Below are 19,941 nucleotides of genomic sequence, written 5' to 3' on the forward strand. Positions count from 1 at the left end.
CCTGACGTAAAACGTTGTTAAACCCAATGCTCTTCCATGTGGTGCTGAAAGTATTGTCAATTTTAAGGTCTTCTTGGTTAAGTAGATCAGCCGTTAATGGTGGTAAGCCCAAAGTCTTTGTGACAGAATTCATTCGATGTCTCTTGTGGTTTTTTACGTTGTCTAGATAACAAGTATTTTACCACAATNAGGCATCTATTCCTTTTAAATCAATATGTTATTGGTGTTTTTATTTATGTTTTGAACCCCGAAACTTGAGTTATAATACTTGGCCTGGCAAGTTGTGCGACTGAGTTTCTTCTCTGAAATCAAGTCGACGAAAGTCTAAGTCGCAAAATCGACGGAAGAATAGCAGTTTTGAACTCAAGCAAATAGCAGTTTCTACCCACCACTTTATTCATTTTCCTGCAAATTACCGCTATTTACTCAGCTGTTTCATGGCGCCTTCCAAGCCTTCAACCGTCAGTGGATACATCTGGTTATCCACCAGCTGACGGGCCATGGCCATAGAGCCGCCCTGCGCCCAGAAGACCTCTGGCAGAGGATTCAGCCAAACCACTTTGCGGAAATGATCGGTAATACGCTGAAACCAGGTGGCACCGGATTCTTGATTCCAGTGCTCGATGGAGCCGCCCGGGTGGCTGATTTCATAGGGTGCCATGGTGGCGTCCCCCACAAAAATAACCTTGTAATCCGAGCTGTATTTATTCAGCAGTTCCCAGGTCGGCGTTACCTCGTTGGCACGCCGAACGTTCTGGGTCCACACGCCCTCGTAAATGAAGTTGTGAAAGTAAAAATACTCCATGTGCTTGAATTCCAGCCGCGCCGCTGAAAACAACTCTTCACATTCACGAATGTGCGGGTCCATAGAGCCGCCCACATCAAAAAAGATCAACACTTTTACCGCGTTGTGGCGCTCGGGCACCATTTTCAGATCAAGGTATCCGGCGTTACGGGCGGTGGAACGAATGGTGTCGTCCATATCCAGGGTATCGGCGGCGCCCTGGCGGGCAAATTTACGCAACCGGCGCAGCGCCACTTTGATGTTGCGGATGCCCAGGGTGACGCTGTCGTCCAAGTCTTTAAACTCGCGCTTTTCCCACACTTTCACCGCGCGACCGTGGCGGCCTGTTTTCTGGCCGATACGGAAGCCTTCCGGATTGTAGCCATCCGCACCAAAGGGCGAGGTGCCGCCGGTGCCAACCCATTTGTTACCGCCGGCGTGGCGCTCTTTCTGCTCTTCCATGCGCTTTTTGAAGGTTTCGATCAGTTCTTCCAGGCCGCCCAAGGAATCGATTTTGGCCTTTTCTTCATCGCTCAGGTGTTTTTCAAACTCGACCCGCAGCCAATCGTCGGGAATCAGCGATTGCAGCAACTCATCCAGATGCTCGATGCCCTCAAAATACACTTTGAAAGCACGGTCGAATTTATCGTAGTGGCGCTCGTCTTTGACCAGGCACAGGCGCGCCAGATAATAGAATTCTTCCATGTCGGCGAAGGCCAGGCGGTGCTGCAGGGCCTCCAGCAAGTCGAGAAACTCCCGCAGGCTGGCCGGCACCTTCGCCCGTCGCACTTCCAGAAAAAAATTAATCAGCATAAAACCCTACCTTTAAACCACCGCACGAACGCATCGGGCCAGAACACCCTCAATCGCTACCTACAAAAGCAACCCACAAGAGCACTGCACTCTTGCGAAACACGTCATCCTCAGCCGCGGCGGCGTGCCATAAACGCCAGCTTCTGCAGCAGGTGAACATCCTGCTCGTTTTTCACCAGGGCACCGTACAGCGGTGGCAAAGCACTGCTGCTGTCTTTCTGGTGCAGCATCTTGGCAGACAGCTCATCAGCCATCAGCAGCTTCAACCAGTCAATCAGCTCAGAGGTAGACGGCTTTTTCTTCAGGCCAGGCACCTTGCGCACGTCAAAAAACACTTCCAGGGCATCGCGGACTACCTGCTGCTGAAGACCCGGGAAATGCACGTCAACAATGCTTTGCATGGTGCCTTGGTCCGGAAAGCTGATGTAGTGGAAAAAGCAGCGGCGCAGGAAGGCGTCAGGCAGTTCTTTTTCGTTGTTGCTGGTGATCACGATAATCGGCCGATACTTGGCCTTTACGAACTGCTGGGTTTCGTAAACGTAGAACTCCATGCGGTCGAGTTCCTGCAACAGATCGTTGGGGAACTCAATGTCGGCCTTGTCGATTTCATCAATCAACAGCACTACCTGCTCTTCGGATTCGAAGGCTTCCCACAACTTGCCGGGAATAATGTAGTTGCTGATGTCTTTTACTTTCTCATCGCCCAGCTGGGAATCCCGCAGGCGCGACACCGCGTCGTATTCGTAAAGGCCCTGCTGGGCTTTGGTGGTGGACTTGATGTGCCAGGGAATCAAACGCTTGCCCAAGGCCGCCGCTATTTCTTCCGCCAGCAGGGTTTTGCCGGTGCCGGGCTCACCTTTAATAAGCAACGGGCGTTGCAGCGTAATAGCCGCGTTCACAGCCATTTGCAGGTCTTCGGTGGCGACGTATTTATCGGTGCCGGTAAATTTCATGTTTTGAGTCCTGTAAGTTACTTCTTGCGTTCGTTGTCGGGCGTATCTTTTGGCTCAGCGGCGGGTTCTGGCTCGAGCTCTGGCACCTTTTCAGGCTCAGGCTGAAGTTCTGGCACCGACTCTAACTCTGGTTCTAATTCTGGCACTGGCTCAATCAGGTCGTCCGGGCTTAATTCCGGTACGCTTTCAGACTCGTCAATATCGGTAATCACCGGCACGGCAGCCACTTCCGGGGCTGGGGCGGGCGCAGCGGCCTCTGCCTCCACGTCCGCTTCGGAATCGCTTTCATCGGTGTTTTTGCGTTTGCGCAGCAGCAGCCAGATCAACAAGGCCAGCACCAACAGAGCACCCACGCCGGCCGCCATCATCCAGGGCGCTATTGCTGAATCTGCGCTCTCGGGTTCTGCCGGCTCGGGCTTGTCCAATTCAGCAACGTCTATCGGTTGTATCGGTTGTGCAGCCGCTTCCGTTTCCGGGGCCGGCTCGGGCTCTGCTACAGGTTCAATGACAGGCTCAACTTCTGGGACAGGTTCGCTGGCGGGTTCAGGCGCAGCAGTAGGCTGCGGTTCGGGCTCAGCAGGGGTGGCGGTTTTGAAAGGATTAGCGGCGTCCATTTCAGGCGCAAACAGTGGCGCGTCTGCGGCGGAAGCTTCGGCACCGGCGGCAGGTTCAAAACGGGTGGTTCCGGAAAATTTGCGCGCAAAGGTGCTGCTGCGCGCTTCCACTACCACCTGGTACTGGCCGGCGGTCGGCATTTCGGCAATGTTATAGCGATACACGCCATCTGCTGGCGGGCTCTGCTCTGACAACACCTTGGTACCGCTACGGCCATCTTCATTTGCCAGCGTCAGGTTAACGGTCAGCACACTCAGAAAATCGGCATTGGTGATCGGTTCATCACCGTCAAAAAGCCCTACTCGAATCGCCAGCGGCTCCTCTATGGAGAAGATGCCGGGAATGGGGCTCACAATCATCCGCAAATCACTCACCACGCTTACCCGGCTGCCCTCGCCTAGCTGGCCGTCCAGGTTCCAGCGCCCGGCTACGGGGTCGGTTACGGTAATCAGGTCATAACCCGGTTCGCGGGCCCAGCGAATATTGTCCGGGTGCTGCTGCAAGGTGGTAGCGGCTGCACCGGGCGCTTTCAAAGCCAAGGTGCGGTTAGCAGAGGTTTCATTGCCGCCCCAGAAAATCAGCGCGGTGTATTCGGTTACACCGGCGTCTACCATAAAGCCGTCGTCGTCTATGGGCGTCTGTTCTTGTGGCACGGCGGCGTTAAAGGCATCCAGAAAGGCGCGGCTCAAATCATCCGCATTTTCCGCCACGTGAAAGCTGCCATTAGAATCGGAGGCCAGTTTGCGCAGAAACTCGCTGTCTGCCTCGGCCGACAGCGCTACCGCGTGAAAACGCGCGCCCTGTTGCTTCAACGGCGGAACCAAAGTATCCAGAATGCGGTTAGCTTCGGCTTTATTGGCGCTGGGGTTTCGGCTGATGTCCACTTTGCCGTCGGTAAGCACAATAAAGTGGGTGTTGCTCAGTACGCCACCGGTAAAGTAACCATCACTGGCGGTTTCAATGGCCGCGCCCAAATTGGTGCGCATGGCCACCGAATTGATCGCGTCGCTTTGCGCAATGGCCATATCGCGCCAGGCATTGCTGACTTCGCGGTGGGGCACCAGCATGTTCACGTACTGGCCAAAGGTCCACACACCGGACGTGGCGCCATCGGGCAGCAATCGGGCCAGCAAGCGCACCGCCGGGCGGCGTAGATTTTGCGGATCGTTCTGCTTCATAGAGCCGGAAATATCAACAATAATGCGCACGTCCACCGCGCCCGGCAACTGCGGGCTATTCCCCTGCTCGGCCTGAGCCTGAGCCTGGACCATACCCGCAAACGCCGCAACCAGTGTGATAATAAGCGCGTACCACAGTGTTTTGTGCGTTACCAGAGTTGACTTCATGAAGCTTCCCACCACGTTTTCCCTGTGTAAAACGGCCATAAAATGAACAGCCGCCGATTTATTATTCAACGCTCAGCGTTTCATCCGATAACGCACCAAGTCCAGAATCCACACCAGCAGCAATACCATGCCGGCCAACGCAATATTTAACAAGGCAGCGCTGGCCGCAACGCTGTCACCCAGAATCAGTTCATAACCGCCATACAACCATGCCGGAATCCACCAACCCGCTATGTCTAAAGATTCCACCGGGGCCACCAGAATAGCCGCCAACGCAGCCAGCAACAGCGTGCGCAACCCGTAAAACGGCAAAAATCGCAACAACCGCTGCATCATCCATAAAAACAGCACCAGCCCGATACCGTAGGCGGCCCAAAACAGCCAGTACATGTTCTGTAATTCCGCATCCATCATGTCATTACCCAGTGAATAATATGTTCTTCCCAGTCTTGCTCGGCCACGGCCGCCTCTGACACCACCTTACCGCGCACCGACACACCCGCATCGTGCACGGATTGCGGATCGCCGCTGCGCAGTGGGTGCCAATCGGCCAATGGGCGACCGTCTGCCAGAGTGCGATAGGCACAGGTATAGGGCAGCCAGTGATAATCCGGCAATGTTTGCGGCGTAATCAGCGTGCATCCGGGTACTTTTTTCAACCGCTCGGGGTAAACCGTGCAACCGCAGGTGTCAGTATCCATGTACTGGCACACTAAATCCGTGTGGTATACCTCACCGGTGTCTTCATCTTCCAGCTTGTTCAGGCAACACTGCCCGCAACCGTCGCACAGGGATTCCCACTCGGTCGGTGTCATTTCATGCAGACGTTTGCGCTGCCAGAATGGCACCTGTGCAATCATCGGTTGCGCTGCCCCAGCTTCATCTTGAACTCGACAATCGCCATGTCCTGCTCTTCCGGCATCTGCAGAAAAAAGCCTTTGTCCGCAATACCCGTCAGAACCTGTTCGGCGCTGGTGCGAGCCAATTTGCGCTCGGGCGTCAACACCAAATCCATGGCGTGTACCGGCTTGCCAAACAAGGTGCGCAGGGTTTCCGGCAAGTCATCCCAAAGGTGACCTCGGCGCACATACAGATAGGTGTCGGGCTTTTTACTGCTGCGAAAAACGGAAACAAAGTCGCGGGTTTTGGTCACGAAAGCAGCTCCTCAATTGTGCCCCGAACCGGAGCCAGAATCTGGCTGCGCCAGCCTTCAAAAAACGGGTTACCCGCCAGTTGTTGTTGCTGCACAACGGCTTCCAGGCGCTTGCGCGGCGCCAGCAATTCTATCGGAATATCAGCCGATTCCGCAGCACGCACAAAGTGTTTTTTCAACTGCTTGTAAAAGCCCTGCTGGTCCCGGGTCAAAGGCGCCGGAATCAGCTCTATGGCCACATCATCGGCGGCGTCTGCTTTTGCGATCAGCGCCAGCAGAGTATCGCCGTGGCGCCGAACCTGGCCGGATGCCAAGCCCTGAATATCCGACAAAGCGTTCAGGGTTTTGGGCTGCGTCTCGGCCATTGCCAGCAGCAAGGGGTCTGCCATCACCCAGTTACGGGGCTTGTCCTGGCGGTGACATTCGCGCTCGCGCCAGCTCACCAACGCCTGCAGCACCTGTTGCTGCGGGGCGCTCAAAGGCCAGCCGCCGCGCAGCTTTAAATAATGCCGGGTGGGATCGTCCTGGCTTGCCAGGTCTGCGGCAAAGCGTGCGGATTCTTCCACCAGGGCCTGTTGCAGCCCGCGCCCGGCCAAAACCTCTTGTAGCCAGTCGTAAATCGGCTTTAAAAAGCGCACGTCATCAATGGCGTAGCGCTGCTGTAAATCGTTCAAAGGCCGCGAAATCCAGTCAGAGCGGGTAAGCGTTTTGTCCAGGCTTTCACCAAACAGGCTTTCAACCAGTTTGGCGTAACCCATAGAGAACCCGAGCCCGGCAAATGCCACGCCCAGCTGCAGATCAATCACGCCCTGCATGGGAATGCCCAACCAATGGCGGAACAGTTCCAGATCTTCACTCACCGCGTACAACAGCTTCGGGCGTTGCTGGTCTTCCAGAGCCGCACGAAATCCGGCAGAGGCCTCTGCCACTTCCGGGTCCACCAGGCGGAATTGATCGGCCAGCCCAAGCTGCACCAGGCCCGGTATCGGGTAATAGGTGCTCACCCGCTCGAATTCGGTATCGAGGGTCAAAGGCTCTTTAGGCTGCGCCTCCAGCCAGTCGTCAAGCTGTTCAGGGGTTTCCAGCCATAGCACCGGTTCGGATGGCGCCGGCGCTGTCAGCCGGGGAAGTTCATTCGCATTCATAAATTTGCCTGATCGGAAAATGGCTTAGCCAGCTAAAGGTTTGCGGCCGCGGAAAGCGTGGGTCAGGGTAAAGCCGTCGACATAACCCAACTCGCCACCCACGGGAATGCCGTGGGCCAGCCGGGTAATCAGAACGTTGTTGTCGGCCAGGCGGTCGGCAATGTAGTGCGCCGTAGCTTCGCCTTCCACGGTGGGATTGGTGGCCAGTATTAACTCGGTTACGCCTTCATCGCGCACCCGGTGAACCAGCCGGTCAATACCAATCTGCTCCGGTCCGATGCCATCAATGGGGGATAAATGCCCCATCAGCACAAAATAACCAGCGCGGTAGTCACCGGCCTGTTCAATAGCCAACAGGTCTGACGGGCTTTCCACCACGCAAAGCACACCTGTGTTGCGTTCGGGGTTTTCGCAAATGCCGCACACGTCGGTGTCGGCAAAATTCTGGCATCGATCACAGCGGCGCACACCGTCCATGGCCCGGCCCAAAGCATCACCCAGGCGGCTACCGCCACTGCGGGCGCGTTCCAGCAAATGAAAAGCCATACGCTGGGCGGTTTTCTGGCCCACGCCGGGCAACACCCGCAAGCTTTCAACCAGTTCATCCACCAGAGGACTGAACGCCATAATAATCCCTAAATTTTAATAAGTTAGAAAGGCATCTTAAAGCCGGGAGGAAGACCCATCCCAGACATCATGCCAGACATTTTGTCTTTCTGGTTGGCGTCCACACGGCGCACTGCGTCGTTCACCGCCGCCGCCAGCAGGTCCTCAAGAATGTCTTTTTCTTCGCTCATCAAAGACGGATCAATCTCCACTTTACGAACGTCGTGGCGGCCGTTCATCACCACCTTCACAAGCCCCGCACCGGATTCGCCAGTCACTTCTGCCTTGGCGATTTCTTCCTGGGCTTTTTGCATGTTTTCTTGCATTTTTTGGGCTTTTTTCATCAGCTCGCCCATATTGTCCATCATAGCGTTATCTCCTATTAGAGCCGCCCGGACTCTCTTTAGCGACTTCAATCGGTCGAATACTGTCTTCCACAACACGGGCAGCAAACCGATCCACAATCGATTGTACCAGCGGGTCGGTGCGAATGGCCTGCTCCGCCGCTTGCTGCCGAATTTTACGTTGGCGCTCTTCGTAGGCAGCCGGCGTATCGCTTGGCTGCCCTCTCTCTATACGTAATTCAGTGGCATCGCCAAAGCGATTTCTCAAGGCGGCCAGAATTTTTTCTTCGTGGCGGGCATTCAGCAGCCGCGCGTGGCCCTCATCAATGGTCAGCAGCACGTCATTGCCTTGGTGCAGCATAGACCCGTGGCTGGCCAGATTGCCCGGCATACCCGCAATATTCAGGCTGCGAAAATCCCGCTGCCAAACAAATTCACCCGCGGGCAATGCTTCCTCCGCGGGTTCTGATTGCGCTGACGACTCACGGGCCGGCGGTACTGGAACACTTTGATGCGCTTGCTGATCATCAGGCTGCGATTGTGATTGAGCATTGGGCGGAGCTTTTGGCTGAACAGCAGGTTGCGGCTCTGGCTGATTCTGCTGTTCTGGCCGATTATGCTGTTCTGGCTGATGCTCCGGCTCAGCAGCCGGCTGTCGTTGCTCAGGAACAGCGGCCTCAAACGCCTCAGCAGCGCCATAAAAAGCCCCGTCATCCGGGTAATCTACGTCTGTGCCAGGCTGCGGCTCCCAGGGTGGAACTTCGTCAACCGGCGCGCGCTCTGTTTGTGGCGGCGCCGAAGCAGTCGGGGCTACAGGTTCTGGCTTCGCTGGCACTGGCGCTTCAGGTTGACTCGAACTAGCAGCAACAGGGTCTGGTTCATCGCGGTTTCCGGCCGGTGCCGACTCCGCAGCAATCGCCGTGGGCGGTTCCCGGCGGGCGGTTCCGGGCCGGAACGCCAGCATGCGCAGCAGCGTCATCTCGAACCCCATGCGCGCATCCGGCGTTATCGCCAGGTCTTTGCGCCCCATTAACGCCACCTGATAAAACAGCTGGGCATCTTCCGCACTCAGCTTCTTGGCCAGCGCTTGAATCTGGTGAGCGTCGCTCAAGGCGTTGTCCGCACTGCCAGGCACCACCTGTTCCATCGTCACCCGATGGAACAGCGACAACAAGTCCGCCAGAATTACCCCGTAATCCGGCGCAAAATCGGCAATACGGCTAATTTCCGTCAGCAACGCCGGGCCATCACGGGCAACCAAAGTGCCCACCAAACTTTCGATATCACGCTGATTAATCGTGCCCAGCATGGAACTGACATCGTTTGCCGCCAGTTGCTGGTTACCAAACGCAATAGCCTGGTCCGTCAGGCTCAGGGCATCGCGCATACTGCCATCCGCCGCGCGCGCAAGTAGCCACAGGGCCGGTTCTTCAAAAGGAATCTTTTCAGCGGTCAATACGTGGTTCAAATGGCCGGCGATGTGTTCCGGCGTCATCCGCTTCAAATTAAACTGCAAGCAGCGGGATAACACCGTCACCGGCAATTTTTGGGGATCGGTGGTGGCCAGCAGGAATTTAACGTGCTCTGGCGGTTCTTCCAGAGTTTTCAAAAAGGCGTTGAACGACTGAGTGGTGAGCATGTGCACCTCGTCAATCAGGTACACCTTAAAGCGCCCGCGGGTGGGCGAATACTGCACGTTGTCTGTAAGCTCACGCATGTCGTCAACGCCGGTGCGCGAAGCGGCGTCTATTTCAATCAAATCAACAAAGCGGCCTTCCTGAATTTCGCGACAACTGCCACACACACCGCAGGGTTTTGCGGTAATGCCGGTTTCACAGTTCAGACAGCGGGCCAGCAGGCGCCCAATGGTGGTTTTGCCTACACCGCGGGTGCCGGTAAACAAATAGGCATGATGCAGGCGCTGGCTTTCCAGCGCGTGGATTAACGCCTGAAGCACATGCTCCTGCCCCACCATGTCTTCGAAGGTGCGCGGGCGCCATTTGCGGGCAAGTACCTGGTAGCTCATAGTTCGCCAATTGCCGTGAAAAATAGCGTTAATTCTAGCATGGATGCTAAAACCGAAAAACAGAGGGTATAGGTAATGAAGAGTGAATAAAGAGTAATCGAAAAAGCAATAAGAAAAATAGTAGTTAGATAATAGAGAGAAAGGCAATAACAGAAAAACGGGGGGCTAAAACAGGTGGTGGCCCCACCAGCGACACTCCGGCACACATATCGACCGCTGCGGCTGCTCCCTTCCGGGTCTGACCGGGTTCACGGTTTCATGTTGCGAAGGCACCAATAGGGCCACCATAACGGCGTTTCAGAATGTTTCCCTGAACGCGGCGCGCATAATAACAAACGCCATGATGTACTACAAGAGTAGTTGATAAACCGATTAAATCTCGTTTTTTGGCTCACGTTAGGCGCCTGGATCGCACTTATTTTTACCCTGCTGGGCAGCGCATTGCCAAACGACGGCGCCGCGCGAAAAATCAAACAGGCTCTGGCAGACCTGGTAGAAAGCAACGCAGGCGCCATCTGGCTGCAAGACGACCAGAACCACTACCAGTTAAAAGCCGCTATCAACATGAGCTTCGATCGTCACACCCTGATTGACCCCAATGACGACCTGGTGCGCCATTTCCGCGATAAAGAATGGATCATAGGCCTGAACGTCGACAAAGCAGATCCAGTTGCCTATATGCGGCATGCGGCGACAAACTGGCCTGCACCAAACACCACTACCCGGCGCCGTGACTTGGTCAGTTTTAAGCTATTTGTAGCTTTATGTAACAAGCATTTACTGCCTCATAGCTGGAAGACATTATTGGGGCTGAGGTGATTGGTTATCGCGCTGCCAGCTATTCGGACGGCATGATGATGTGCGCCTACGCTGAAGACCGGCCGTTTATAGACCCCCACGATTTAAAGAACATCCGCAAGGATTTGCTGGGCGAAGATGACGAACCGAAGGTTAAACTGCCGGAGAACGCGCAGCACAACAGAAGTGCCGCCCCCGCCCCGGTTAGCGCGCAATCGACCGAAGGCTTTGGTGATATGGCCAAAACCTTGCACCGAATCGCCAGCGCGCTTGAGAGCATTGATGGGCGTTTGGCGAAGATGTCGTCAGAGGGAACGTCCTCCAAAAAAGATCCCGTTGGCTCCGCTGGCAATGTTAAGCCACTTACGCCTTTTTGGAAGAAATAGCCGCTTGCGGCTGTTGAATTACTGTACACATCCGATCCGCTTGTTAATATTTGCCCGTACGCCCCAGATTTCATGAATACACCATTGACGTTTCCCTGCTCACTATTTAAGCTGGGATATACCTTTGGGATATACATCGCGAGGCAGACAACAAATGGAACGTGCAAGTATTTTCAAAAGCAACAAAAGTCAGGCACTGCGGCTTCCAAAGCCGGTAGCCTACCCTGATGACGTCAAACAAGTGGACATCGTGGTCATTGGGCGTGCTCGCATTATAACGCCCGCCGGAGAGGCATGGGATAGCTGGTTTGACGGTGAAGGGGTTTCCGGTGACTTTATGACAAGCCGCGAACAGCCGGCCCCCCAAGAGCGCGAAACGCTTTGATGCTGAAGTACATGCTTGATACCAACATCGCTATTTACACCATCAAAAATCGGCCTGCCGAGGTCCGTGAAGCGTTCATTGCTCACGACGGTCAAATGTGTATTTCAGTCGTAACGTTTATGGAGTTGATATACGGAGCTGAGGCATCTGCAGCGGTGCGTCGTAATCTTAGGGATGTTGAGGGTTTTGCAGCCCGACTTGAGGTTTTGCCATACGACAATGACGCGGCAGCACATACCGGGCAATTGCGAGCTGAGCTGAAAAGGATTGGTCGCCCGATTGGCCCCTACGATGAAATGATCGCCGGGCATGCCCGATCACAAGGATTAGTGGTGGTGACTAATAACACAAAGCAGTTCGAGAACGTGCCCGGGATACGCTTGGCCAACTGGGTTGGTTAATAGCCATCCGGGAAGCTCCCCGGCGGGATGCAGTCGGTCGGTCTGACAATGTGAGGCCGTTGTCACCGAATTGGAACCTCGGCTGGCGGATTAACTACCCATTCCGGATCTTCAAACTCACCAAGGGGCCGGATTTCACAAAAAGGCGCCGCACTGCGGATAATCTCTGCCACGTCGGGATTGTGTTGTGACTCCATCGCATCCCGGCTGGCTTTGCTATCCCAGTGGGCAATGGCTATAAGCGTATCCGGATCACCGATCTTGCGATGCAATTCCGTTCCCCGGGCGCCCGGGGAACGCTGAATCAACTCACTTGCATGTTCCCAGGCATCCGCGTAGTCCTCGGCGGTATAGCCTTCCCTGATATGTACTTCGAAGATGTACTTCATACATGCCTCCGCTATCCTTTGATACCCTATACAAGAAAATGGCAGCCTTATTGGCGTGGGTACTGGACATATTCTTGTTTGGAGCTTAGTCAGAGAGCTGATTTTTTCTGTTCTTTTTTGTCAGTCCTTCAACTTGGGAAAATCCGTTTCGGTATAGGCATACTCGCCCTGTTTGCTGCTGGCAGCATGGGTACGTAGTTCAACACGACGAATCTTGCCGGAGATGGTTTTGGGCAACTCAGCAAATTCTATCTGTCGAATCCGCATGTACGGCGCCATGCGCTCGCGAATGAAAGCAAACAGGGCCTTTGCCGCCTCCGGGCCAGGCTCGTAGTCGCGGCGTAGCACGATATAGGCCTTGGGTACGCTCAGTCGCATTTCATCGGGTGCCGGCACAACTGCGGCCTCGGCCACGGATTCGTGCTCGATGAGAATAGATTCCAACTCAAATGGGCTAACACGGTAATCCGAGCTCTTGAACACGTCGTCCGCGCGGCCGACGTACCAGTAATAGCCATCGTCGTCGCGACTGGCCACATCGCCAGTGCGGTAAAAGCCGTCGTGCAGTGCCTTGGCCATGCGTTCGGGATCGTCGCGGTATTCCTGCATCAGTCCGAGCGGACGCTGATTACGCACATCGATGGCGATCTCGCCTTCGGTGACTTCCTTATCGAGTGGATCGAGCAATGTAATCTTGTAGCCAGGCAAGGGCCGGCCCATCGAGCCGGACTTCATTTTCTGTGCCGGCGGATTGCCGATCTGTGCCGTGGTTTCAGTCTGGCCGTAGCCGTCGCGGATTGTGAGGCCCCAGAGTTTTTCCACGCGTGCGATGACTTCCGGATTAAGCGGCTCGCCCGCGCCGACCAGGCTCTTGAGCTTCACGTCATAAGCCGCCAGGTCCTCTTGGATGAGCATGCGCCATACGGTGGGCGGCGCACACAGAGAGGTCACGCCCTTGTCGGCGATGACTTTTAGCGTGGCGGGCGCGTCGAAGCGCGGCTGGCGATAGATGAACACCGTGCAGCCGGCATCCCAGGGTGCGAACAGGTTGGACCAGGCATGCTTGGCCCAGCCGGGCGAACTGATATTGAAATGGATATCATCGGGCTGCAGACCGAGCCAGTACATGGTCGACAGCGAACCGACCGGATAGCTTTGATGCGTATGCAGTACAAGCTTCGGCAGGGAGGTGGTGCCCGACGTGAAATACAGCAGCATCGGGTCGGTGGCGAGGGTTACGCCCTCCGGCTCGAAAGTCTTTTCGTAGTCATAGGCATCTTCGTAATTAACCCACTGCTCGCAAGGTTCACCTGCGACGATGCGGACCAGCCCCTCTGCCACGCCTTCAAATTTGGGAACATGCTCATTGGTGGTGAGCACATGAGTGACACCACCACGCCCAAGTCGGTCGCCGAGATCCTTCTTCGATAGCAGCGTGCTGGCTGGAATAACGAGGGCACCCAGCTTGATCGCGGCCAGCATGGTTTCCCAGAGTTCAATGACATTATCGAGCATGATCAGCAGGGTATCGCCCCGTCCGAGCCCTTGATCGCGCAGAAAATTCGCTACCTGGTTGGAGTTCTGTCGCATCTGTTCGAAGCTGTAGCGGTACTCGCTGCCGTCGGCATCCACCAGCCAGAGTGCGATCTTCTCATTGCCTCTGGCGTAACCATCGAACCAGTCGAGCGCCCAATTGAACTCGTTCAGCTCGGGCCATTTGAAGGTCTCGTAGGCGCGGTCATAGTCTTCGCGCAGGTCCAGAAGTTGCTGACGAGCCGCCTTGAATGCGTCTGCCGATTGCATCGCTTTCTCCTTGTTTCACAGTCGGCGGTCCAGGATCGGCCGCTATAGTTGTTGTATTGTGGCTCGCCGCTTAGTCTCGCAGAAAGCTCTGGTCTATAGGTTCATAAAACAAAAGTTTAGCTGAGCATCTGACCAACTGCCACGTATCAACTGACGTCCATGGATAGATATGGCTATGCACGAGAGAACAACCCACATCAGCAACGATGCTGAAAAAATTTGTGCTCGTATCGTCTTCCCAAACCTTAACTCCAGATGACTTAACGCTTGCATCAGGAGCGTACCGTGTCTGCACTTGTATGGCCGCAATGCCATTTCCGGACTAATTTATTTCAGATAACAAACAGCGAGGTAAATTCATGAACAGCCATGCCTTCCAGCTCCGCCTGGCTTTGTAACGCCTGGGAGATTCGCTGGCATTGGCCTGCGGGAAAGCGGGTTGCGAGGTTTTGCTGGAACTTCTGTTTAAGCAGCGGAATCGCGGCTTCGCGACGGCGGCGGTGGCCTATTGGATACTCGACGACCACGTTTTCTGTGCTTGAGCCATCTTTAAAGAAAATTTGCACTGCGTTGGCAATGGAGCGTTTGCTTGGGTCCAGGTAATCCGCTGTGTAAGCTTCGTTTTCGACCACTTCCATTTTGCCTCGCAGCTGATCAATCATTGGGTGGGCACTGTGAAAGCTGTCTTCGTAGTGCTCGGCTGTGAGGTCGCCAAATATCAGCGGCACGGCTGTCATGTATTGCAGGCAGTGGTCGCGGTCTGCGGCGTTGGCCAGGCTGCCTACTTTAGAAATAATGCGAATAGCGGATTCGTGGGTGATCAGTACTATTTTATCAATATCTTGCAGGCGGTCTTTCACTTGCGGGTGAAGTGTAACGGCGGCTTCCGCGGCGGTTTGGGCGTGGAATTCTGCAGGGAAAGACACTTTGAACAGGATGTTTTCCATCACGTAGGAGCCAAATGCCTGTGGTAAAGAAAGCTGACACTTATCCGCAGGTTTGATTTTTTGGTCTTTGTTGGTTTTGCTGAACAGCACGTCGTTAAAACCCCACTGGGGCGCTGTGAGTGCGCCAGGTATGCCCATTTCGCCGCGCATGGCGATATCCGCAAGGCGAACGGCCCTGGAGGTGGCGTCGCCAGCAGCCCAGGATTTACGGGAACCGGCATTGGGGGCATGGCGGTAGGTGCGCAGGGATTGGCCGTCTACCCAGGCGTGTGACAGTGCTGACAATAGCTGGTCGCGGTTGGCGCCCATCAGGCGGGCTACCACGGCGGTAGACGCGACTTTTACCAGCAGAACGTGGTCTAGCCCTACCCTGTTGAAGGAGTTTTCCAGCGCCAGTACGCCCTGGATTTCGTGGGCCATGATCATGGCTTCCAGCACGGCTTTCATGGCGATGGGGGATTTGCCTTCGGCCACACGTTTTTGCGACAGGTGGTCGGCTACTGCCAGTATGCCGCCCAGGTTGTCCGACGGATGGCCCCATTCAGCCGCCAGCCAGGTGTCGTTGTAATCCAGCCAGCGAATAATGCAGCCAATGTCCCAGGCGGCTTTGACCGGGTCCATACGGAACGATGTGCCGGGTACTCGCGCGCCGTTGGGTACGATCGTGCCCTCTACCAACGGGCCTAAATGCTTGGTGCATTCCGGGAATTTTAAGGCCAGCAGGCCGCAGCCCAGGGTGTCCATCAAGCAATGGCGGGCGGTGGTCCACGCCTCGTCACTTTTAATCTTATAGTTGAGGACGTAGTCGGCGATGGTTTGCAGGATGTCGTCGTAATCCGGGCGTTCGTTGAGGTCGAATGTGGCAGACATGAATTTTCTCCTGTGTGACATTTGCGGGCAAAAAAATACCCCCGGCTGGGTCTCCAGCCATTCCCTAAGGATAGCCGGTTATCCGCGCGGGGGTGTTTTTAGGTCTGGAAAGCTGCGGAGCTAGAACGAATCTCCGGGAATTCTTACCCAGCCTTCCATCAGCACTCGCGCGCTGCGGCTCATGATGGCCTTGGTGGCTGTCCACTGGCCGTTTACTTCTTTGGCTTCGGCGCCCACCTGCAAGGTGCCAGACGGATGGCCAAACGTGACCGAGGTACGGTCACCGCCGCCAGCCGCCAGGTTTACCAGCGTTCCGGGAATAGCGGCTGCCGTTGCTATAGCGACGGCCGCTGTACCCATCATGGCATGGTGCAGTTTGCCCATAGACAAGGCTCTAACAACCAGGTCTATGTCGTTGATGGTAATCGCTTTACCGCTTGAAGCGCTGTAGTCCGCAGGCGGCGCAACAAACGCTACTTTTGGTGTGTGCTGGCGCGCGGCAGCTTCTTCGATGTTCTGAATTAGCCCCATTTTCACCGCACCGTAGGCGCGAATGGTTTCAAACATCGCCAGCGCTTCGGGGTTGCCATTAATCTCATCCTGCAGTTCGGTGCCGTTGTAGCCCACCGCGTCTGCATTAATAAAAACCGTGGGAATACCGGCGTTGATCATGGTTGCTTTCAGAGTTCCAACGCCTGGTACGTCCAGGTCGTCCACCAGGTTGCCGGTGGGGAACATGGCGCCTTCGCCGTCGGCCGGATCCATGAATTCTACTTGTACTTCGGCCGCTGGGAAGGTGACGCCATCCAGCTCGAAATCACCGGTTTCCTGCACTTCGCCGTTGGTGACCGGTACTTTGGCTATGATCGTTTTGCGTATGTTGGCCTGCCAGATGCGGACGGTGACTATTTCTGTCACTGCGCCGTTGTCTGGTATGCGCTCTTCGTCCACGTAGCCACTGTTGATGGCAAAGGCGCCGACCGCTGCGGTGAGGTTGCCGCAGTTGCCGCTCCAGTCCACAAAAGGCTTGTCTATGCTGACCTGGCCGAACAGATAATCTACGTCGTGGTCTGGCTGGGTGCTTTTGCACAGGATAACAGTTTTGCTGGTGCTGGACGTTGCGCCGCCCATGCCGTCGGTCTGCTTGCCATAGGGATCGGGGCTGCCGATCACCCGCAGCAGCAGGTTGTCCCGGGCCGGGCCTGGGGCTTGTGCACGCTCGGGCAGGTCATCCAACCGGAAGAACACGCCTTTGCTGGTGCCCCCGCGCATATAGGTGGCGGGGATTTTTACTTGTGGTGCCTGGATCATAAGACCGCTCATGCGACCGCCCCTTCTGCCTCTAGGAAATCCTGAGCGAAGCGCTGCAGCACGCCGCCAGCTTCGTACACAGACACTTCGTCTGCGGTATCCAGGCGGCAGGTAACAGGCACGTTCAGGGTTTCGTCGTTGGTACGGTGAATAACCAAAGTCATGGTGGACCGCGGGCTCATATCGCCTTCTACGTCGTAGGTTTCTGTGCCGTCTAGCGTCAGAGTCAGGCGGGTGGTGCCCGGCTTGAATTCCAGTGGCAGTACGCCCATTCCGACCAGGTTGGTACGGTGGATACGCTCAAAGCCTTCGGCGGCGATGGCTTCTACGCCAGCTAATCGCACGCCTTTGGCGGCCCAGTCGCGGGAGGAACCCTGGCCATAGTCGGCGCCGGCCACGATGATCAGCGGCTGCTTGCGTTCCATGTAGGTTTCAATGGCTTCCCACATGCGCAGGTTTTTGCCTTCCGGCTCCACACGGGCCATAGAGCCCTGAATAATGTCGCCCTTGTCGTCACGAACCATTTCGTTCATCAGTTTCGGGTTGGCAAAGGTGGCACGCTGGGCGGTCAGATGGTCGCCGCGATGGGTTGCGTAGGAGTTGAAGTCTTCCTCTGGCAGGCCCATTTTGTGCAGGTATTCACCAGCAGCACTGTCCATCATGATGGCGTTAGACGGCGACAGGTGATCGGTAGTGATGTTATCCGGCAGAATCGCCAGTGGGCGCATGCCTTTCATGGTGCGCTCAGCTGCCAGTGCGCCTTCCCAGTAGGGCGGGCGGCGAATGTAGGTGCTCTTCGGGCGCCAGTCGTAAAGGGGGCTTTCGGCTTCTTCGAACGCGCCCAGATCAAACATCGGGATGTACACCTGTTTGAACTGTTCGGGCTTAACGCTGGATTTTACGATGGCGTCGATTTCTTCATCGCTTGGCCAGATGTCTTTTAGGGTAACCGGATTGCCGTCTTTGTCTTTGGCCAGTACGTCTTTTTCGATGTCAAAACGCACGGTACCGGCGATGGCGTAAGCCACAACCAAAGGCGGCGAGGCCAGGAACGCCTGTTTGGCGTAGGGGTGAATTCGGCCATCGAAGTTGCGGTTACCCGACAGTACCGCGGTGGAGTAAAGATCGCGGTCGATAATTTCTTTCTGGATTTTCGGATCCAGAGCGCCAGACATGCCGTTGCAGGTGGTGCAGGCGTAGCCGACGATACCAAAGCCCAGCTTTTCCATTTCTTTAAGTAGGCCGGCCTCTTCCAGGTACAGGCGGGCGACTTTGGAGCCCGGTGCAAAGGAAGATTTCACCCAGGGCTTGCGCACCAGGCCCAGCTCGTTGGCTTTTTTCGCAGTCAGGCCAGCAGCAACCACGTTGCGGGGGTTTGAGGTGTTGGTGCAGGAGGTAATCGCGGCGATGATCACTGCGCCGTCTGGCATTTTGCCTTCGGCTTCTTCCGCCAAGGCCCTTTCCAGATTACCGGCAATGCCCTGGGCGTGCAGATCGCTGGTCGCTACGCGGCGATGAGGGCTAGACGGGCCAGCCACGTTGCGCACAACGGTGGACAAGTCAAATTTCAGCACCCGCTCGTATTCCGCTTCGACCAGCGCGTCGGCCCACAAGCCAGTGTGCTTGGCGTAGGTTTCTACCAATGCGATCTGTTCTGGCTCGCGACCGGTCAGCCTCAAATAATCGATGGTTTGCTGGTCGATGTAGAACATGCCGGCAGAGGCACCGAATTCCGGGGTCATGTTGGATATGGTAGCACGGTCGCCGATGGTCAGGCTTTCGGCGCCTTCGCCAAAGAATTCCAGGTAGGCGGATACAACGCGCTCTTTACGCAGGAACTCGGTAATGGCCAGCACGATGTCGGTCGCGGTAATGCCCGGCTGGCGTTTGCCAGTGAGCTTCACACCGATGATATCCGGCAGGCGCATCATGGACGGGCGGCCGAGCATGACGGTTTCTGCTTCCAAGCCGCCGACGCCAATGGCGATAACGCCCAGGCAGTCGATGTGCGGGGTGTGGCTGTCGGTGCCAACGCAGGTGTCCGGGAAGGCGACGCCGTCACGGGACTGGATCACCGGAGACATTTTCTCCAGGTTGATCTGGTGCATGATGCCGTTGCCGGCGGGAATCACGTCGACATTCTTAAAGGCAGTTTTGGTCCACTCGATAAAGTGGAAACGGTCGTCGTTACGGCGATCTTCAATGCTGCGGTTCTTTTCGAACGCGTCTGGGTCAAAACCCGCGGCTTCTACCGCCAGGGAATGGTCCACAATCAGCTGTGTGGGTACTACCGGGTTCACTTTTGATGGCTCACCGCCTTTTTTAGCGATGGCATCGCGCAGACCCGCCAGGTCAACCAGAGCGGTGGTACCCAGGATGTCGTGGGTGACCACGCGGGCCGGGTACCAGGGGAAGTCCAGGTCTTGCTTGCGTTCGATAAACTGCTTTAGTGATTCGGTGAGCATGTCGGGTTCGCCGCGGCGAATCAGTTGCTCAGCTAAAACGCGGGAGGTGTACGGCAGTTTGGCGTAGGCGCCAGGCTGTATGTCTTCGATGGCCTGGCGAGTGTCGAAATAGTCCAGGTCGGTGCCTGGTAGATTTTTGCGGTAGTGGGTATTCATATTTTGGGCTCTCTACGCAACAGGGGGCGGATTTGAAATCCGTCCCCTGTCTGGCGTTGGGCAATGTGGTCAGGGACAGAATTAAATTCTGTCCCTGCTTTGGCGGTCATAGGGGACAGATTTGAAATCTGTCCCCGGTCGAGGTTGGGTAATGGGGGACAGATTTGAAATCCGTCTCCAGTCGAGGTTGGGTAATGGGGGACAGATTTGAAATCCGTCCCCGTCGGCAATCTGTCCCCGCTTTG

The 19,941-nt window shown here is 55.8% G+C and carries 19 protein-coding genes and 1 other RNA gene; 4 read left to right on the forward strand and 16 right to left on the reverse strand.

Going from position 1 to position 19,941, the window contains the following annotated elements; all coding sequences use genetic code 11:
- Positions 1–418 precede the first annotated feature (418 nt).
- From A3OI_RS0110385 to ffs, 11 genes are all read right to left on the reverse strand, one after another.
- Positions 419–1,597 carry a vWA domain-containing protein gene (locus A3OI_RS0110385; RefSeq protein ID WP_018404213.1) on the reverse strand — a complete coding sequence of 393 codons (1,179 nt, stop codon included), beginning with the start codon at positions 1,595–1,597 and terminating at the stop codon, positions 419–421.
- A 110-nt stretch (positions 1,598–1,707) separates the two neighbouring features.
- On the reverse strand, positions 1,708–2,550 hold the full coding sequence (locus A3OI_RS0110390) for an AAA family ATPase (protein ID WP_018404214.1): 843 nt from the start codon (positions 2,548–2,550) through the stop codon (positions 1,708–1,710).
- Positions 2,551–2,567: 17 nt separating this feature from the next.
- Positions 2,568–4,511 carry a VWA domain-containing protein gene (locus tag A3OI_RS0110395; RefSeq protein ID WP_228702945.1) on the reverse strand — a complete coding sequence of 648 codons (1,944 nt, stop codon included), beginning with the start codon at positions 4,509–4,511 and terminating at the stop codon, positions 2,568–2,570.
- Positions 4,512–4,583: 72 nt separating this feature from the next.
- The gene (locus A3OI_RS0110400; protein WP_018404216.1) at positions 4,584–4,925 is read right to left on the reverse strand and encodes a hypothetical protein; all 342 of its coding nucleotides are present in this window, start codon (positions 4,923–4,925) and stop codon (positions 4,584–4,586) included.
- Positions 4,922–5,371, reverse strand: a complete 450-nt coding sequence (locus A3OI_RS0110405; RefSeq protein ID WP_018404217.1) for a YcgN family cysteine cluster protein — start codon at positions 5,369–5,371, stop codon at positions 4,922–4,924. The genes A3OI_RS0110400 and A3OI_RS0110405 overlap by 4 nt, the downstream gene beginning before the upstream one ends.
- Positions 5,368–5,664 carry a YcgL domain-containing protein gene (locus A3OI_RS0110410; protein ID WP_018404218.1) on the reverse strand — a complete coding sequence of 99 codons (297 nt, stop codon included), beginning with the start codon at positions 5,662–5,664 and terminating at the stop codon, positions 5,368–5,370. Before A3OI_RS0110410 ends, A3OI_RS0110405 begins: the two co-directional genes overlap by 4 nt.
- Positions 5,661–6,809: a ribonuclease D gene (locus A3OI_RS0110415; protein WP_018404219.1), complete on the reverse strand. Its 1,149-nt coding sequence runs from the start codon at positions 6,807–6,809 to the stop codon at positions 5,661–5,663. Before A3OI_RS0110415 ends, A3OI_RS0110410 begins: the two co-directional genes overlap by 4 nt.
- Before the next feature lie 24 nt (positions 6,810–6,833).
- Positions 6,834–7,436, reverse strand: a complete 603-nt coding sequence (recR, locus tag A3OI_RS0110420) for a recombination mediator RecR (protein WP_018404220.1) — start codon at positions 7,434–7,436, stop codon at positions 6,834–6,836.
- 23 nt (positions 7,437–7,459) lie between these two features.
- Complete coding sequence (locus A3OI_RS0110425) at positions 7,460–7,783, reverse strand: YbaB/EbfC family nucleoid-associated protein (protein WP_007351099.1); 324 nt, start codon at positions 7,781–7,783, stop codon at positions 7,460–7,462.
- Between the two features lie 4 nt (positions 7,784–7,787).
- Positions 7,788–9,785, reverse strand: coding sequence for a DNA polymerase III subunit gamma/tau (dnaX, locus tag A3OI_RS0110430; protein WP_018404221.1), 1,998 nt, complete (start codon positions 9,783–9,785; stop codon positions 7,788–7,790).
- Positions 9,786–9,966: 181 nt separating this feature from the next.
- Positions 9,967–10,063, reverse strand: an RNA gene (ffs, locus tag A3OI_RS21905) — signal recognition particle sRNA small type.
- Positions 10,064–10,145: 82 nt separating this feature from the next.
- Between ffs and A3OI_RS23855 the strand changes: the two genes are divergently transcribed.
- The 4 genes from A3OI_RS23855 (at position 10,146) to vapC (ending at position 11,755) form a co-directional block, all read left to right on the forward strand.
- Complete coding sequence (locus tag A3OI_RS23855) at positions 10,146–10,604, forward strand: hypothetical protein (RefSeq protein WP_018404222.1); 459 nt, start codon at positions 10,146–10,148, stop codon at positions 10,602–10,604.
- A complete protein-coding gene (locus A3OI_RS0110440; RefSeq protein WP_018404223.1) occupies positions 10,601–10,969 on the forward strand; it encodes a hypothetical protein in 369 nt (122 codons plus the stop codon). The genes A3OI_RS23855 and A3OI_RS0110440 overlap by 4 nt, the downstream gene beginning before the upstream one ends.
- A 154-nt stretch (positions 10,970–11,123) precedes the next feature.
- Positions 11,124–11,354 carry a type II toxin-antitoxin system VapB family antitoxin gene (vapB, locus tag A3OI_RS0110445; RefSeq protein WP_018404224.1) on the forward strand — a complete coding sequence of 77 codons (231 nt, stop codon included), beginning with the start codon at positions 11,124–11,126 and terminating at the stop codon, positions 11,352–11,354.
- Entirely contained in the window at positions 11,354–11,755 is a 402-nt protein-coding gene (vapC, locus tag A3OI_RS0110450) for a type II toxin-antitoxin system tRNA(fMet)-specific endonuclease VapC (protein ID WP_018404225.1), read from the forward strand. The genes vapB and vapC overlap by 1 nt, the downstream gene beginning before the upstream one ends.
- 62 nt (positions 11,756–11,817) lie before the next feature.
- Here vapC and A3OI_RS0110455 read toward each other — a convergent pair whose 3' ends face one another.
- The 5 genes from A3OI_RS0110455 to acnD all read right to left on the reverse strand — a co-directional run bounded on the left by A3OI_RS0110455 (position 11,818) and on the right by acnD (position 19,696).
- Positions 11,818–12,144, reverse strand: a complete 327-nt coding sequence (locus tag A3OI_RS0110455) for an antibiotic biosynthesis monooxygenase family protein (RefSeq protein WP_018404226.1) — start codon at positions 12,142–12,144, stop codon at positions 11,818–11,820.
- A 120-nt stretch (positions 12,145–12,264) separates the two neighbouring features.
- Positions 12,265–13,947, reverse strand: a complete 1,683-nt coding sequence (locus A3OI_RS0110460) for an AMP-binding protein (RefSeq protein WP_018404227.1) — start codon at positions 13,945–13,947, stop codon at positions 12,265–12,267.
- Between the two features lie 332 nt (positions 13,948–14,279).
- Entirely contained in the window at positions 14,280–15,764 is a 1,485-nt protein-coding gene (gene prpD, locus A3OI_RS0110465) for a 2-methylcitrate dehydratase (RefSeq protein ID WP_018404228.1), read from the reverse strand.
- Positions 15,765–15,884: 120 nt separating this feature from the next.
- The gene (prpF, locus tag A3OI_RS0110470; protein WP_026224128.1) at positions 15,885–17,075 is read right to left on the reverse strand and encodes a 2-methylaconitate cis-trans isomerase PrpF; all 1,191 of its coding nucleotides are present in this window, start codon (positions 17,073–17,075) and stop codon (positions 15,885–15,887) included.
- 8 nt (positions 17,076–17,083) lie between these two features.
- Positions 17,084–19,696, reverse strand: a complete 2,613-nt coding sequence (gene acnD, locus A3OI_RS0110475) for a Fe/S-dependent 2-methylisocitrate dehydratase AcnD (protein WP_018404230.1) — start codon at positions 19,694–19,696, stop codon at positions 17,084–17,086.
- Positions 19,697–19,941: the final 245 nt, after the last annotated feature.

This window comes from Marinobacter gelidimuriae (assembly GCF_000372805.1).
Taxonomy (GTDB): Bacteria; Pseudomonadota; Gammaproteobacteria; order Pseudomonadales; family Oleiphilaceae; genus Marinobacter; species Marinobacter gelidimuriae.